Raw genomic sequence first — 14,969 nt, 5'->3', positions numbered from 1 at the left:
AATTAAAACTGTGTATTTACTATTTTATTTGTAGTGTGAAAGAAATTTGAATTTAGATAACACGACATTTTAATACACTAAATTTAAATTACAGAAATATAATAACCAATATAAATATGTTTTCATTAAAGGGTAAAAAAGCAATTGTAACTGGTGGAGGAAGCGGAATTGGACAAGCTATTGCAATAATTTTGGCAAAACAAGGTGCTGAAGTTCATATCATAGAATTAGGTTTGGATCAAGCATCAGCTACGCTAGAAATCATAAAAACAAATGGTGATACAGCTTTTAGCTACGCTTGCGATGTTTCAAATCATGCTGATGTATTGGCTACATTCACTCAAATTGGAAAAATTGATATTTTAATCAATAATGCGGGTATAGCACATGTTGGTAAAGTAGACACCACCTCAGAAACTGATTTTGACCGAGTAATGAATGTAAATGTAAAAGGCGTATATAATTGTTTGCATGCTGCTATCCCGCAGTTGCGGATAAATGGAGGTGGTGTAATTATAAACATGGCATCTATTGCTGCATTAATTGGTTTGTCAGATCGTTTTGCCTACAGCGCCGCAAAAGGTGCAGTAAAAGCAATGACAATGAGCATTGCAAAAGATTATATCAATGAAAATATAAGATGTAATTCTATATCGCCAGCCAGAGTACATACGCCATTTGTTGACGGGTTTTTACAAAAAAACTATCCCGATAACATCGATGTAATGTTTGAGAAATTATCTAAATCTCAGCCCATTGGCAGAATGGGTAAACCAGAAGAAATTGGTGCTTTAGCCTTGTTTTTATGTAGCGATGAGGCCTCATTTATTACGGGTTGCGATTACCCGATTGACGGCGGTTTTACAACTTTAAATAATTAAATTATACAAAATTTTATAAAATGAAATTAATACGATTTGGCGAAGCTGGTGCAGAAAAACCAGGAGTAATTATAGACGAGAATTATTACGATGTTTCTAGTTTAGTAAGCGATTATGATGAAAAATTCTTTGCCGGAGATGAAATAAGCAAATTAGCAGAAGCCATTAAAACTGCAGATTTACCAAAGGTAGATAAAAGTGTAAGGCTAGGTGCTGCTTTAGCAAGGCCTTCAAAAATCATCTGTGTGGGTTTAAATTACAAAGACCATGCTGCAGAAACCAATGCGGCGATACCAACCGAACCAATCTTGTTTTTTAAAGCTACAACAGCAATTGTTGGTCCAAATGATGATTTAGAAATACCTAAAAATAGTGTAAAAACAGATTGGGAAGTTGAACTAGCCATCGTAATTGGTAAAAAAGCCAAATACGTGTCAGAAGTTGATGCTTACGATCATATTGCTGGCTATGTTTTACATAATGATTACAGCGAACGCGAGTTTCAGTTAGAGCGTAATGGTCAATGGGTAAAAGGCAAAAGTGCTGATACTTTTGCTCCTATCGGTCCATTTATCGCTACGCCAGATGAAGTTCAAGACGTTCACAATCTTCGCCTGTGGCTAACCGTAAATGGTAAAACTTTACAAGATGGAAATACCAGCAACCTTATTTTCAATGTTCCATTTATGGTTTCTTACATTAGTCAGTTTATGACATTGTTACCTGGCGATGTAATTACTACCGGCACACCAGCCGGCGTTGGTTTAGGACAAAAACCTACGCCTTGGTATTTAAAACCTGGCGATGTTGTAGAATTAGGAATTGACGGTTTGGGTAGCAGTAAACAAAATGTAAAGGCTTATTCGTAGGTGTTAGTTTCGCTTCGACACATTTAGCAGAAACGAAAGAAAGTTCTCAAAGCTTACCTCATGCAAATAAAAAAGTAGTTTTGGAAGCTGTGCAAAATCTAAAATCGTAAATCTAAAATCGTAAATTAACTTATGGATAGATATTGTTTCACCCTCGATCTTAAAGAAGACAAAAAATTAATTGATACCTATAAACAGTACCATCGTTCTGTTTGGCCAGAGGTTAAAGATAGTTTAATAGATGTTGGGGTAATCAATTTAGAAATCTATCTGCTGGCTAACCGTCTATTTATGATTATGGAAGTAGATGATGATTTTACTTTTGAAGCTAAAAACAAAGCAGATTTAGCTAATGCTAAAGTTCAAGAATGGGAAAAATTGATGTGGAATTTCCAACAAAAACTGCCTTGGGCAAAAACTGGAGAAAAATGGGTAATGATGGACCAAATATTCGAGTTATAAGATGATTGACAGTCACGTTCACTTTTGGAACTTCGATCCGGTTAGAGACAGCTGGATTACAGCAGATATGGCCAAAATTAGAAATGATTTTATGCCAAATGATATTTTAAGTACTTATCAAAAAATCGGTATTGAGGGTTGCATAGCCGTACAGGCCAATCAAAGCGAAACAGAAACACAGTTTTTACTAGATCTTGCTGCCAAAAATCAAATGATTAAAGGCATTGTTGGCTGGACAGATTTAAAAGCCGAAAACTTAACTGAGCGATTAGATTATTGGAAAAAATGGGATCTCATAAAAGGTTGGCGACACGTTTTACAAGCAGAGCAAGATGACTTTATTTTAGATAATCGCTTTGCCAAAGGTGTAAATATTTTAAATCAATTCGGCTATACCTATGATTTGTTATGCTACCACACCCAACTAAAATCAATCATAAAATTGGTAGATAAATTACCTGAGCAACCTCTGGTTTTAGATCATTGTGGTAAACCCGATGTAAAAACTCAAGAGCTAAAAGTTTACGAGGAGAACATTAAAACACTTGCACAAAACCCACAGGTAAGCTGTAAAATTTCTGGGTTATTAACCGAGGCAGATTGGTTAAATTTTACAGAACAGCAAATTTTCAGTTGTTTAGATATTGTATTTAAACATTTCGGAACCGATAGAATAATGTATGGCAGCGATTGGCCTGTAGTTTTGGTAAGCAGGCCATATACAGATTGGTTTAATTTGGTTCAAAAATATGTTACTCAATTTAGTGAGACAGAAAAATTGAAGGTTTTTGGAGGTAACGCGAAAAGGTTTTATAGCCTCACCGTTTTGTCATCCCTAACGCATTGAAGGATCTCTATAAATTAATTCATTACAGTAGATTCCTCGTTCCTTGGAACGACAAATTTTCTAAATAATACCCGATAGTACAGGATGGAAAATTTAACATAAAACAATAATTTTCCATTTCCAAAAGCACAACCAAATACAATGAGCAAAAAAATCACCTTTCCATACAATTCTCAATACCCATCCGTGGCCGATTTAAGGCGCAAAGCAAAATCGCGTATCCCAAAATTTGCTTTTGATTATTTAGAAGGTGGCTGTAACGAAGGTTTAAATTTGGCCAGAAATGAAAACGATTTTGATGACATCCTATTAAAACCAAATTACCTTCGTGTTGGTGGCGATATCGATATGTCGGTTAATTTATTTGGTCGTAAATATAGTGCGCCATTTGGCATATCGCCTATTGGTTTGCAAGGCTTAATGTGGCCAAATGCACCAGAAATTTTAGCCAAAGCCGCTGCAAAGCAAGATATTCCGTATATTTTAAGTACAGTATCAACAAGTAGCATCGAGCGTATTGCCGAAGTTTCTGATGGCAAGGCATGGTTTCAATTGTACCATCCTACAGAAAATAGATTAAGAGACGACATTTTAAATCGCTTAAAAGCTGTAGAATGCCCTGTTTTGGTAGTTTTGGTTGATGTACCTGCATTTGGCTTAAGGTACAAAGAGATTAAAAGTGGTTTATCCATTCCGCCAAAAATGTCTATCAATAATATTTTGCAAGCATTTGCCCGTCCGCTTTGGGGCATTAAAACTTTACAACACGGTATCCCCTCTTTTGCAACCCTAAAACCTTACATGGAAAAAGGAATGGACATGAGCCAGCTCGGTCAATTCATGAACAAAACTTTTACTGGCAAAGTAGATATTGAAAAGGTTTCAGCCATTCGCGAAATGTGGAAAGGTCCATTGGTTTTAAAAGGCATCGCAACCGACGAAGATATGCAAGCAGCCATTCAAATTGGTGTAGATGGTGTAATTGTATCCAACCATGGTGGCCGACAAATCGATGCTGGCGAATCATCCATCAAATCATTAATTAAATTGGCCAACAATCCGGCTTATCAAGGTAAACTAAAAATCATGTTAGATGGTGGTATTAGATCTGGCGTAGATTTGGCTCGAGCACACGCAGTAGGTTCAGCATTTAACTTTATGGGCAGGCCATTTATGTACGGCGTTGGCGCATTGGGCAACCAAGGCGGCGAACATACCATCAATATGTTTAAAACTCATTTATACCATATTATGCAGCAATTAACTATCGAAAATATAGATCAGTTTAAAGACAGGTTGATTGAGAAATAAACGTTTTATCAACCAAAACGCAGTGAAGGATCTCACATCATGAAAATCTACATATATTAATCGTATAAATGACTATCTAATTAGCATATATTTTGTCATCCAGAACGCAGTGAAGGATCTCTCCTCATGAAAATCTAAATATAAATCGTATAAACGACTATCTATTTAGCATATATTTTGTCATCCAGAACGCAGTGGAGGATCTCTCATTATGAAAATCTAAATATATTAATCGTATAAACGGCCATATATTTTGTCATCCAGAACGCAGTGAAGGATCTCACACCATGAAAATCTATATATAAATCGTATCAACGACTATCTATTTAGCATATATTTTATCAACCAGAACGCAGTGAAGGACCTCACATCATGAAATTGCTTTTAAATATGTAACGCAGATTGCGTAAAGAGATTAAAATCTATAGATTAATCGTATAAACGGCTATCTAATTAGCATGTCTTATCAGTTTCAATGGTTTCATATTGTACAAACCATCCATTCTAGCCCCGATATAGCGAAAATCCTTTTATTAAAAATCCCAAAAGCTTAAAGGCTTTTGGGATTTTTAAAAGATTGAAGCGTTAGCGGGACTAATTTTGCCAAGCACCACTGCAAGTGCGCTTCTAAAAAATATTTATTTACTAAATTTATAAGTTGTGCTTGTCTTATAGGTTTGTCCCGGTTTTAATACTGTAGAATCGAAGTTAGCATGATTTGGTGCATCAGGAAAATGCTGCGTTTCTAAACATAAGGCCGAACGGTAAGCATAAGCTTTGCCACCTTTACCATCTTTAGTTTCGCCAGTTAAAAAATTACCACTGTAAAACTGCAAACCAGGTTCTGTGGTGTAAACTTCCATTTTAATGCCTGTTATTGTACTTTTTAAGCTAGCTATTGGGGTTTTACCATCGTTAGTTTTTAAGGCAAAGTTATGATCGTAGCCTTTACCAAACTTCAATTGCTCATTTTTCTGCTCTATGTCTTTTCCAATAGTTTTGGCAACATTAAAATCGAATGCTGTTCCTTTAACTGGCATCAACTCCCCTGTCGGAATTAAAGTGCTGTCTACTGGTGTAATTGCATCTGCAGCAATCATTAATTCGTGGTCTAAAATGGTTGCGTTTCCTTCGCCATTTAGGTTAAAATAAGCGTGATTGGTTAAATTTACGATCGTAGTTTTATCAGTTGTGGCAGTATAATCAATTTGCAAACCATTGTCATCTGTTAAGGTGTAAACAACCTTTACATCTAATTTACCAGGGTAACCAGCCTCTCCATCTGCAGAAACATAAGTTAATTCCAATTTCTGCCCATCTTGTTTGGCATCCCAAACTTTATTATAAAAACCATCGGTACCACCATGCAAAGTATTTACGCCATCGTTTAATTGCAGTTGATAATCCTTACCTTCTAATGTAAACTTACCTTTACCAATTCTGTTACCGTAACGACCAATTAATGCTCCAAAAAAAGGCTCCCCTTTTTTTAAATAAGTACCTACACTGTCATAACCCAAAACAACATCTGTTAATTTTCCGTTTTGATCTGGTACCATAAAAGACACAACTCTGCCACCTAAGTTTGTGATTGAAATTGAAAGTCCGTTTTTATTGGTTAGAGTATATAAACCAACGGTTTTACCAGCAATAGTGGTGTTGTATTTTGCCGTATCGGTTTGTGTAGTATTATTTTTTTGAGGCTTTGAATTGCATGATGAAAATGCAATAGCTAGACAAAAAGCTGCAATGGGAAGGGTATTTAAAAATAATCTTTTCATAAAATTTACATTGGTTTGTGCTAAAATAAGAAAATAAATTAACGTTACTGTAACGATTATATTAATCATATTTTAAGATTAGTGAAAAGTTAAGAAAAAATGCTCTAATTTTGGTTAGTTAAATAAATTTAAATCGCTCAGTTTTAATGGCAAAATACTTAAATCAAAAACCTGTACTTGTTGCGGTAGATTGTATCATTTTTGGTTACGATGGAGAAAATCTTAAACTTTTACTAATTAAAAGGGCCATAGAACCAGAAAAAAACAAATGGAGTTTAATGGGCGGTTTTATTGGCGAAAATGAAAATCTAGATGGTGCTGCCAAACGCATTTTGTTAGAATTAACAGGTTTGCAAGATGTATATTTAGAGCAATTACATGCATATGGTACGCCAGATAGAGACCCAATTGAGCGAACTATTTCTGTAGCTTATTTTGCTTTAATTGATATTAACAAATACAATAAACAGCTAAACGACCAGTACCATGCCGAGTGGTTTAAGCTTAAAGATGTACCGAAACTGATATTTGACCACGATAGAATGGTTGCTGCCGCGATGAACAAAATTAGATACCAAGCAGCTTTACATCCGATTTTATTTGAGTTGTTGCCTAAAAAATTTACCATTCCACAACTGCAATCATTATACGAGCAGGTTTATGATTCGCCAATTGACAATAGAAATTTTATAAGAAAGATTACTGCAAGTGGTTTGTTGATTAAACAGGAAGAGAAGGATAAATCTAGCTCGAGAAGAGGAGCATTTTATTTTAAATTAGATAAACAAAAGCATAAGGCCCAGTTTCAATCTTTTTTAAATTTAACCAGTAAAGCGAAATAAAAAAGAGCCTTACAATTTGCAAGGCTCTTTAAGTTTTCATTATTGTTTTGGTTGAGATGTTTCAGGTGCTTTGCCTATCAATTCCATAAACTGATCTAGTTTAGGTGTAATGATAATCTGAGTTCGTCTATTCTGTGCTTTTCCAGCTGGTGTATCATTGGCTACCATAGGGTTATATTCTCCCCTACCACCTGCGGTTAAACGTTTCGGATCGATATTGTATGTTTTCTGTAAGGTTTGAACAACTGATGATGCTCTTAACGCACTTAAATCCCAATTGTTCCTGATGTTAGGCTGTGAAATTGGCACATTATCAGTATTACCTTCTACTAATACATCGTAATTGTTGTAATCTGTAATGATTTTAGCTATTTTACTTAAGGTAGTTGAGGCTTTATCAGAAATTTCGTAGCTACCCGATTTATATAACATATTGTCTGATAAAGAAATGTAAACAACACCCTTTAATACCTTTACATCAACATCAGACATTTCTTCTCTACTTAAAGATCTTGTTAAATTATTAGTTAACACCATATTAAGCGAGTCGCTTTTGTTTTTAGCATTTACCAATTGTTGGATGTATTTATTAGAAGAATTAATCTCATCTACTAACTTAGAGATGTTTACATTACCTTGATTACTAGAATTTAAACATTTATCTAATGCCGCTTGTAAAGCAGTTAAGTTTGCTTTATGGGCAGCTATTTGTTCTTCTAAACTTTTAACTCTAATTTTCTGACCAGAAACATCTGTTTCACTATCTTGAAGACGTTTGTTTAATTCTTGGTTGCTTTGTTGCAGTTTAGAATTATTTGATTGCAGCTCTTGATATTTTTTATTACTCACACAACCTTGTGATAATATTGCCAAAGCAAATGCTGCGGATGCTAATATTGGATATTTCATAATTTTAGTGTTTTGTTTTTAAACAACTATACTATGCTAATGGTTTTTATCCAATATTAAAATACTATAATTCAAGTATTTAAATCACGTTAAGGGAGGAACCTATTAAAGTCACAACCTCAATTTTTGGTTCATTTGTTAAACCACTTTTATCTCTTTCTTCTTGAAATTTTAAAAAAGATGGTACTTTCAATATTGTTTGCTGATCTTCATCACGCTCGTACATCCCGATATGTAAAAAGGTTAATCCATCATCCAATAAAAAAACATTGTACATAAAATTACAATCGCTCAGTTTTTTAAAATCAGTTAAAAAAGAGTTGATGTTTTGCTTGTTTTGATCAACAAAAGTAGAATTTACAGTGTAGGTAACTTTAACAGATATCATTTTACTAAAATTTAAGTCTAAAAATACAGATTATATTTTTTTATAAAAATGATCAAAAAAAAAGACCTTGCCATAGCAAAGTCTTTCTTTGTAATGTTTTAGCTCAAAAGCTTATTTACCCGAGTTTTTTTTCTCAGTTACTTCAGTACGAATATCTTGAGCTAAACCTTTAAGGTCTTGCATTGCTTTACGTACTCTTGTTCCAGCTGCAGCGTTACCACCGTTATAAAATTTTTCAACATCTGCTTCAATTGAAGCAATTACTTCTTTAACTTTTGAGAATTTTTCCATTTTTTTAGTTTTTATTTTGATTTCAAATATATCATTTAAACATAATAAACAAGCATTTTTTGATATTTATGCATATTTGTAAAGTAAATGTAATTACAAATAAATAAGCAAACTAACTGGCGTACAATTGGTTATGTATTTTTTATTTCTTAATTTTTTTTAATGATTTTTTTAAAAAACCTACATAATCATCGTTAAAAGGCACAAAATGTCGGTTTTTGCAGTTGCATTAAACGATAATTCTTGATGTAAGGTTAAAAATTGACCATCTTTTAAGTTAATTTTATTTCCTAAACTTTCGAAAGATAACTCTCCATTGATAACCTGTAAACTCATTATTGCTATGTGATCTTCTTTACCAGGGTGAAAGTTTTCATTCGCTTTTAGTGCAATTAATGTGATGGTTACTTTATCAGATTTAAAAACGGTAATCGCGTTCTTACCATTTCTTTCATATGCTTCCTCAGATTTAATTTGATTACTAAATTTGCTAATATCTATCGGAATTAGCGGTGCATCTAGTGGCCTTGCTCCATCGGGGCGTTGTTTTGTCGATAAATTATGTTTCTCTTCCATATCAATTATTTATTACAAAAACAGCTTAAACATAAAGATGTTTAACAATTAACACAATGTTAAGAAAATTTAAGAATTTGGATTGTTAAAAACAGTTCTTTTGTAATAATGGGATTATACATCACATCGTTAAATACAGGCAGCAACGGAAATTGTTTTTATTTGGGCAATTCCGAAGAAGCTATCTTGGTTGATGTTGGCTTAAGCTGTAAGGAAACCGAAATTAGAATGCAACGGCTTTCGCTCAGCATGACTAAGGTTAAGGCTATTTTTATTACGCATGAGCACGTTGACCATATTCGCGGTTTACCTGTTCTAGCTAAAAAGTATCAGATCCCTGTTTATATTACCAACAACACTTTTGTTGGTACAAAACAGCAAATACCAGTTCACTTATTGCAAACTTTTGCAGCTTACCAACCTATTAAAATTGGAAATTTAAGTATTACAGCTTTTCCAAAAAAGCACGACGCAGCAGAACCGCACAGTTTTACAGTTTGCTGTAATGAAGTAACTGTTGGGGTTTTTACTGATATTGGCGATCATTGCGATCACGTAATCAATAACTTTAAATTATGCAAAGCCGCATTTTTAGAGGCCAATTATGATGATGATATGCTGAACAATGGTAGTTATCCGTACTTTTTAAAAAATCGAATTAGAAACGGAAGAGGCCACTTATCAAATCGTAAAGCTTTAGATTTATTCATTGCCCATAGACCAAGCTACATGTCGCATTTATTTCTTTCTCATTTAAGTAAGGATAACAATTGCCCCGATTTAGTGAGCAAATTGTTTAACGAACATGCAAATGGAATTGAGATTGTAGTAGCATCGCGATTGCAGGAAACGCCTGTTTATTATATTTCTGCTTAGTAATAACTGACCGCATAGTAACATAGGTCACATAGAAAATATTTTATATTTCTCAGGTATTCTAACTATATTCAATTAATCATTTCTTTTATTAATTCTCATTAGGATAATAAAGTTATGACTAAAAGTAATTTAGATAGGTGCTGCAATTGAAGTACATAAGAATCTAGGACCAGGCTTGCTTGAAAATGTTTATCAAAACTGCCTTCAACATGAATTTGCTTTGCGAGGAATCAATTTTATTTCTCAACCAATAGTTCCGATTTATTATAAAGGAATTGAATTAGAATCTCTCTTGAGATGCCATTTCTTGGTTTCAAATAATATTGTGATACAATTGAAATCTGTAGAATTTATTAAGCCAATATTTCAAGCACAACTTTTAACATATATGAAACTTTTGGAAGCACCAAAAGGAATTTTAATAAATTAAAATTGCAAAAATATTTTCAAAGAAGGTCAGCAAACGTTTGTAAACGAATACTTTAATTTACTTCCAGAATAATACTCGCAAAATCTATGTGCTCTAGATTACTATGTGTTATTTATACTAAACCTCTTCCAACTTTGTACCGCTTTCCCAAACTTCTAATTTATGCTTAACACCACATTTTAAGGCAAAATTGGCTTTTTGGTGCCCTACCGGAAAATCGAAACAAACAGGATAATCTAAACCAGCAACTTTTTCTAACACAATTTGCTGTAAGGTTTTGCCAAATTTATCGTTACCCTCTTCTTGTTTTAGTTTAAAGCCGCCAATAATTAATCCTTTTAGTTTAGCCAGTTTACCACTTCGTTTTAAATTGTAAAACATCCTATCAATGCTGTATAAATATTCGCCAGTATCTTCTACAAACAAAATTTTGCCATCCGTATCAATTTCAGATTTGCTACCAGCTAAATTTTCAATGCATCGTAAATTACCACCAATTAATTCTCCGGTAGCTACTCCCATCCTATTGTCAAAAACATAAGGCGCTGTATATTTCATTTGATCTCCACTTAAAGCTTGGTGAATAGAATTAATGGTTTCTATCTGTATCGGCTCTGCCAAAGACCAATCTGAAGGAAAACTATTACACATTTTAGAATGAATGCTTGCAATTCGGTAATTGGTATTGATGTGACTATGCAAAATAGTAATATCACTAAATCCGATAAGCCATTTAGGCGATGATTTAAAAGCACTAAAATCTAACTGATCTAAAATCCTCACTGCGCCATAACCACCACGAGCACACATTATCGCTTTAATATTTTGGTCATCTAACATTTGTTGTAAGTCTGTTAAACGTTCCTCATCGGTACCACCGAAGGTAAAATCTTTTTTATCAACTGTGTTTCCAATAACAACTTTAAATCCCCAACTTTTAATTTGCGTTACCGCTGCTTCAATTTCTTTAGCCGTAATATATCCAGCCGGACAAGTAATACCTACCGTATCACCACCTACCAAATAAGGTGGAATTTTCCTTTTGCTTTGTTCGATAATTGCTTCGTTTCCTTTTTCATTTTTAAACGATTGCAAAAGTAAAGCTGCAGGTAAAAGAGAAGATAAAAAATATTTGCGGTTCATGATGTTAAATATAAAAAATATCACTCTCTCGATTGCAAATTCGAAGATTTTAAAACAAAAAAGTTGTAAATAAACAAAATTTAATAAAAACCCTATCGGCTTAAACCTGTTAAAATAATACGTAAAAACAAAGCCTATGAAAAAATGTCTTACTTTTAATGATCACAAAACACTTCAATTACAGCTTAAATGCATGAGGCTGGAAATGAAAGAAAGAGAAAACGGAATGGTGAAAGATACTAAACAATATGTTAAAAGTATTCCAAAAAGTATCTTTCAACCTAGCAGAAAAAATCCAAAAAATCTTAACCCAATTGCTAATCCCGTTGGTAGAGTTTTGGCCAAAGGAGTTAACTCAACACTGTTAAAAAAACAGGGATTTATCACAAAACTAATCGCAGGATTTTTTTTAAAACGAGTTGGTAAAAAAATAGAGAACAAGCTGTTAAAAAATTAAACAGCACCTTCAGTTAACTGTGCAGAAATTCCGATGCCAGCCAATAGTAACTCTTGCGTAATGGTTTTTGTGTAATCACAAATTTCTGCCTTAAAATCTTTCACCGAAGCACCAGTTCTAATTTCTTCTAAGCGCTTTTCCCATTGCCCAGTTAATTCAGCTTGGGCAATTTTTTTGTCTTTAACCACCTCGTAAACCGCTAAGCCTTTTTGTGTTGGCACTAAACTACGTTTTTCTCGCTTAATGTATTCTCTCGTTAACAAGGTTTCAATTATAGCCGCACGTGTTGCTGGCGTTCCCAAACCACTGTCTTTCATAGCATAACGTAACTCTTCATCTTCAATTTCTTTACCCGATGTTTCTAATGCCTTTAATAATGATGCTTCGTTGTATAAAGCTTTTGGCTTGGTCTGTTTTTCTAGCAAAGCTTTATTTACGATAGGCAGCAACTCTCCTACTTTAACTTTTGGCAAAGCCGGATTTTCTTCATCTTTTTTATCGTCTTCCACCTCATTAAATACCGAACGCCAACCTGCAGAGCGGATTACGGTTCCATTGGCGATAAATACCGAACCACTTTCTATGGTAATTTTAGTGATTTCCTTTATACACTCCTGATGAAAAGCCTCTAACATTCGTCCCGCAACCATATCATAAACTGCCTGATGATCTTTACTTAAGTTGTAAGGCTTTACCCCTGTAATTAAAACAGCATGGTGATCTGTAACCTTTTTCGCATTCACACTTCTTTTATTTAATGTTGCAGTCTGCAAAAAGTTAGCCTGATTACCAAATAATTGATGATCTGTTAAAGTGCTAATCAATTGTGGAACAGTAGCAAAAACATCATCACCAATATACCTACTTCCTGTACGTGGGTACGAAACTAGTTTACTCTCGTATAAATTCTGCAATAAATTCAAGGTTTGATCTGCCGTAAAACCATTTTTCTTATTGGCTTCTTGCTGCAAACTACTTAAATCATGTAAAAGCGGCGGTGGTTCTTTTCTTGGCTTAGCTTCAACGGCAGTAATATTTCCGCCAGTTGCAAAACCCGAAGCTACATCTTCTACTTTATCAAAAACGGCTTGTGCTTCTGGTTGGGTATTAAAGTTGGCTACGGATATTGCTTTGAACAATTGTCCATCCTTATCTAACTGAATAGCTATTTGATAAAATGTTTGAGGCACAAAATTTTTGTTTTCTAAAAATCGAGCACAAATCATTGCAAGCGTTGGGGTTTGTACTCTTCCTAACGACAAAACCGATCTGTTGCCAGCCGATAAACTTAAAGCCTGTGTGGCATTCATCCCCACTAGCCAATCGCTTTGCGAACGGGCATGAGCAGAGTTAAATAAGGTATCGTAATCTGTACCTGGCTTTAGGTTTCTAAAACCATCTTTAATTGCTTCATCAGTTTGAGATGAAATCCATAAACGTTTAAATGGCTTTTTGCACTTTAAGTAATAATAAATGTACCTAAAAATCAATTCGCCTTCGCGTCCAGCATCCGTAGCTACAATAATTTCGGTAGCTTCATCAAACAGCTTTTTTATAATGTCTAATTGCTTCCTTACTCCTGGATCTTCAACAAATCCATCTTTGGTTTTTACCTTACGAATAGAAAGTTTAAATTTTGCAGGCAACATAGGCAAATGCTCTTTACGCCAGCCAATGTAACCATACTCTTGTGGCGGCGCCAATTGCAACAAATGCCCAAATGCCCAAGTAAAAGAATACCCTTTGCCTTCTATGTAACCGTCTTTTCTGGTTGTTGCACCAAACACTTTCGCTAACTCTCTACCAACAGATGGTTTTTCGGCAATAATTACTTTCATTATAGATATTCAGTTCTTTTGGAGGGTTAAATATCTTAAAAATTATGCAGCGGGCAATGTTAAAGTTATCTACATTCACATTGGATTGTCCTTTCGAGCGAGCGTAGCGACGAGAAATCTGTTCGTTGACCTTGTGGTTAATCAAATACCATGAGTACTATTTTAAAATTTTGAAAAGCAGATGCTGTAATTCTTCGGTTATTATAGTCCCGTTTTTCGTTGCAATTTTTTTACCCTTAAAACCCCTGAAGGGGATTTGGTAAAAAATATTTCCACTTCAATCGGGTTTAAAATGCAAGTGCTGTGCAATTATTAAGGTCTAGGGGCATAACAACCATCCATAAAACTACAAGCTTAAGTTAAATAAACGGGATATAAGTGTAAATCATTTTGTCATCCTGAGCCTGTCGAAGGACAAATGATTGAAACGTTTAGCCCGACTAACATCAAAAAAAGCTTCTGTCTCTGCTTTTCAAAAATTAATCAGACAAATGAATAAGTCAAGTTTCGGTCGGTGAGACACCGACCGATAGGCACATTTGTCATTCTGAACGCAGTGAAGAACCTCTTTTTCCGAATTATATTTTAAATTCCGAAAAGCAATTCCAGTAGTTCTTTTTATCTTTTCAGTCCCGTTTTTCGTTGCAATTTTTTTACCCTTAAAACCCCTGAAGGGGATTTGGTAAAAAAGATTTCCACTTCAACCGGGTTTAAAATGCAAGTACTGTACAATTATTAAGGTCTAGGGGCATAAAAACGATCCATAGAACTACAAGCTTAAGTTAAATAAACGGGATATAAGTGTAAATCATTTTGTCATCCTGAGCCTGTCGAAGGACAAATGATTGAAACGTTTAGCCCGACTAACATCAAAAAAAGCTTCTGTCTCTGCTTTTCAAAAATTAATCAGACAAGTGAATTAGGTAAGTTTCGGTCGGTGAGACACCGACCGATAGGCACATTTGTCATTCTGAACGCAGTGAAGAATCTCTTTTTCCGAATTATATTTTAAATTCCGAAAAGCAATTCCAGTAGTTCTTTTTATCTTTTCAGTCCCGTTTTTCG

The 14,969-nt window shown here is 34.4% G+C and carries 16 protein-coding genes; 9 read left to right on the top strand and 7 right to left on the bottom strand.

All coding sequences use genetic code 11. The features are described 5' to 3' along the window. The first annotated feature begins 116 nt into the window (after positions 1 to 116). From AC07XU_RS10855 to AC07XU_RS10835, 5 genes are all read left to right on the top strand, one after another. Positions 117 to 881, top strand: a complete 765-nt coding sequence (locus tag AC07XU_RS10855) for an SDR family NAD(P)-dependent oxidoreductase (RefSeq protein WP_494943670.1) — start codon at positions 117 to 119, stop codon at positions 879 to 881. Positions 882 to 901: 20 nt separating this feature from the next. Continuing rightward, a complete protein-coding gene (locus AC07XU_RS10850) occupies positions 902 to 1,750 on the top strand; it encodes a fumarylacetoacetate hydrolase family protein (protein WP_494943669.1) in 849 nt (282 codons plus the stop codon). 132 nt (positions 1,751 to 1,882) lie between these two features. After that, positions 1,883 to 2,212, top strand: a complete 330-nt coding sequence (locus AC07XU_RS10845; protein WP_494943668.1) for an L-rhamnose mutarotase — start codon at positions 1,883 to 1,885, stop codon at positions 2,210 to 2,212. A gap of 1 nt (position 2,213) precedes the next feature. After that, positions 2,214 to 3,059, top strand: a complete 846-nt coding sequence (locus AC07XU_RS10840) for an amidohydrolase family protein (RefSeq protein WP_494943667.1) — start codon at positions 2,214 to 2,216, stop codon at positions 3,057 to 3,059. A gap of 141 nt (positions 3,060 to 3,200) precedes the next feature. Then, entirely contained in the window at positions 3,201 to 4,370 is a 1,170-nt protein-coding gene (locus AC07XU_RS10835) for an alpha-hydroxy acid oxidase (RefSeq protein ID WP_494943666.1), read from the top strand. Positions 4,371 to 5,008: 638 nt separating this feature from the next. Here the strand turns inward: AC07XU_RS10835 and AC07XU_RS10830 are convergent. After that, complete coding sequence (locus AC07XU_RS10830) at positions 5,009 to 6,151, bottom strand: aldose epimerase family protein (RefSeq protein ID WP_494943808.1); 1,143 nt, start codon at positions 6,149 to 6,151, stop codon at positions 5,009 to 5,011. A 146-nt stretch (positions 6,152 to 6,297) separates the two neighbouring features. On the opposite strand from AC07XU_RS10830, the gene AC07XU_RS10825 reads away from it, so the two are divergent. After that, complete coding sequence (locus tag AC07XU_RS10825) at positions 6,298 to 6,993, top strand: NUDIX hydrolase (protein ID WP_494943665.1); 696 nt, start codon at positions 6,298 to 6,300, stop codon at positions 6,991 to 6,993. Between the two features lie 39 nt (positions 6,994 to 7,032). On the opposite strand, the gene AC07XU_RS10820 is transcribed toward AC07XU_RS10825, so the two are convergent. The 4 genes from AC07XU_RS10820 to AC07XU_RS10805 form a co-directional block, all read right to left on the bottom strand. Next, positions 7,033 to 7,902, bottom strand: coding sequence for an OmpA/MotB family protein (locus tag AC07XU_RS10820; RefSeq protein ID WP_494943664.1), 870 nt, complete (start codon positions 7,900 to 7,902; stop codon positions 7,033 to 7,035). Between the two features lie 79 nt (positions 7,903 to 7,981). Further along, the gene (locus tag AC07XU_RS10815) at positions 7,982 to 8,290 is read right to left on the bottom strand and encodes a hypothetical protein (RefSeq protein WP_494943663.1); all 309 of its coding nucleotides are present in this window, start codon (positions 8,288 to 8,290) and stop codon (positions 7,982 to 7,984) included. A 111-nt stretch (positions 8,291 to 8,401) separates the two neighbouring features. Further along, complete coding sequence (locus AC07XU_RS10810) at positions 8,402 to 8,581, bottom strand: BF3379 family histone-like protein (protein WP_494943662.1); 180 nt, start codon at positions 8,579 to 8,581, stop codon at positions 8,402 to 8,404. Positions 8,582 to 8,761: 180 nt separating this feature from the next. Continuing rightward, complete coding sequence (locus tag AC07XU_RS10805; protein WP_494943661.1) at positions 8,762 to 9,157, bottom strand: cupin domain-containing protein; 396 nt, start codon at positions 9,155 to 9,157, stop codon at positions 8,762 to 8,764. Between the two features lie 108 nt (positions 9,158 to 9,265). On the opposite strand from AC07XU_RS10805, the gene AC07XU_RS10800 reads away from it, so the two are divergent. Together AC07XU_RS10800 and AC07XU_RS10795 are read left to right on the top strand one after the other, a co-directional pair. Next, on the top strand, positions 9,266 to 10,033 hold the full coding sequence (locus tag AC07XU_RS10800) for an MBL fold metallo-hydrolase (RefSeq protein ID WP_494943660.1): 768 nt from the start codon (positions 9,266 to 9,268) through the stop codon (positions 10,031 to 10,033). A 136-nt stretch (positions 10,034 to 10,169) separates the two neighbouring features. Next, positions 10,170 to 10,466 carry a GxxExxY protein gene (locus AC07XU_RS10795; protein ID WP_494943807.1) on the top strand — a complete coding sequence of 99 codons (297 nt, stop codon included), beginning with the start codon at positions 10,170 to 10,172 and terminating at the stop codon, positions 10,464 to 10,466. A 117-nt stretch (positions 10,467 to 10,583) separates the two neighbouring features. Here the strand turns inward: AC07XU_RS10795 and AC07XU_RS10790 are convergent, their stop codons facing one another. Continuing rightward, entirely contained in the window at positions 10,584 to 11,609 is a 1,026-nt protein-coding gene (locus AC07XU_RS10790; protein WP_494943659.1) for a S66 peptidase family protein, read from the bottom strand. A 205-nt stretch (positions 11,610 to 11,814) separates the two neighbouring features. Between AC07XU_RS10790 and AC07XU_RS10785 the strand changes: the two genes are divergently transcribed. Beyond that, positions 11,815 to 12,066, top strand: coding sequence for a hypothetical protein (locus AC07XU_RS10785; protein ID WP_494943658.1), 252 nt, complete (start codon positions 11,815 to 11,817; stop codon positions 12,064 to 12,066). On the opposite strand, the gene topB is transcribed toward AC07XU_RS10785, so the two are convergent. Further along, entirely contained in the window at positions 12,063 to 13,904 is a 1,842-nt protein-coding gene (gene topB / locus AC07XU_RS10780; RefSeq protein WP_494943657.1) for a DNA topoisomerase III, read from the bottom strand. The two genes, AC07XU_RS10785 and topB, sit on opposite strands and share 4 nt — an antisense overlap. Positions 13,905 to 14,969 lie beyond the last annotated feature (1,065 nt).

The sequence above is a fragment of the Pedobacter sp. GW456-11-11-14-TSB4 genome (assembly GCF_059424425.1).
The sequence above is the reverse complement of the archived record's forward strand: the minus strand, read 5'-3'. Positions and strand labels throughout refer to the sequence as shown.

Coding starts and splice junctions, on each gene's coding strand:
- AC07XU_RS10805 (WP_494943661.1), bottom strand. CDS start 9,157: ATGGAAGAGAAACATAATTTATCGACAAAACAACGCCCCGATGGAGCA.
- AC07XU_RS10790 (WP_494943659.1), bottom strand. CDS start 11,609: ATGAACCGCAAATATTTTTTATCTTCTCTTTTACCTGCAGCTTTACTT.
- AC07XU_RS10810 (WP_494943662.1), bottom strand. CDS start 8,581: ATGGAAAAATTCTCAAAAGTTAAAGAAGTAATTGCTTCAATTGAAGCA.
- AC07XU_RS10815 (WP_494943663.1), bottom strand. CDS start 8,290: ATGATATCTGTTAAAGTTACCTACACTGTAAATTCTACTTTTGTTGAT.
- AC07XU_RS10830 (WP_494943808.1), bottom strand. CDS start 6,151: ATGAAAAGATTATTTTTAAATACCCTTCCCATTGCAGCTTTTTGTCTA.
- AC07XU_RS10835 (WP_494943666.1), top strand. CDS start 3,201: ATGAGCAAAAAAATCACCTTTCCATACAATTCTCAATACCCATCCGTG.
- AC07XU_RS10800 (WP_494943660.1), top strand. CDS start 9,266: ATGGGATTATACATCACATCGTTAAATACAGGCAGCAACGGAAATTGT.
- AC07XU_RS10845 (WP_494943668.1), top strand. CDS start 1,883: ATGGATAGATATTGTTTCACCCTCGATCTTAAAGAAGACAAAAAATTA.
- AC07XU_RS10785 (WP_494943658.1), top strand. CDS start 11,815: ATGAAAGAAAGAGAAAACGGAATGGTGAAAGATACTAAACAATATGTT.
- AC07XU_RS10850 (WP_494943669.1), top strand. CDS start 902: ATGAAATTAATACGATTTGGCGAAGCTGGTGCAGAAAAACCAGGAGTA.
- AC07XU_RS10825 (WP_494943665.1), top strand. CDS start 6,298: ATGGCAAAATACTTAAATCAAAAACCTGTACTTGTTGCGGTAGATTGT.
- AC07XU_RS10840 (WP_494943667.1), top strand. CDS start 2,214: ATGATTGACAGTCACGTTCACTTTTGGAACTTCGATCCGGTTAGAGAC.
- AC07XU_RS10855 (WP_494943670.1), top strand. CDS start 117: ATGTTTTCATTAAAGGGTAAAAAAGCAATTGTAACTGGTGGAGGAAGC.
- topB (WP_494943657.1), bottom strand. CDS start 13,904: ATGAAAGTAATTATTGCCGAAAAACCATCTGTTGGTAGAGAGTTAGCG.
- AC07XU_RS10820 (WP_494943664.1), bottom strand. CDS start 7,902: ATGAAATATCCAATATTAGCATCCGCAGCATTTGCTTTGGCAATATTA.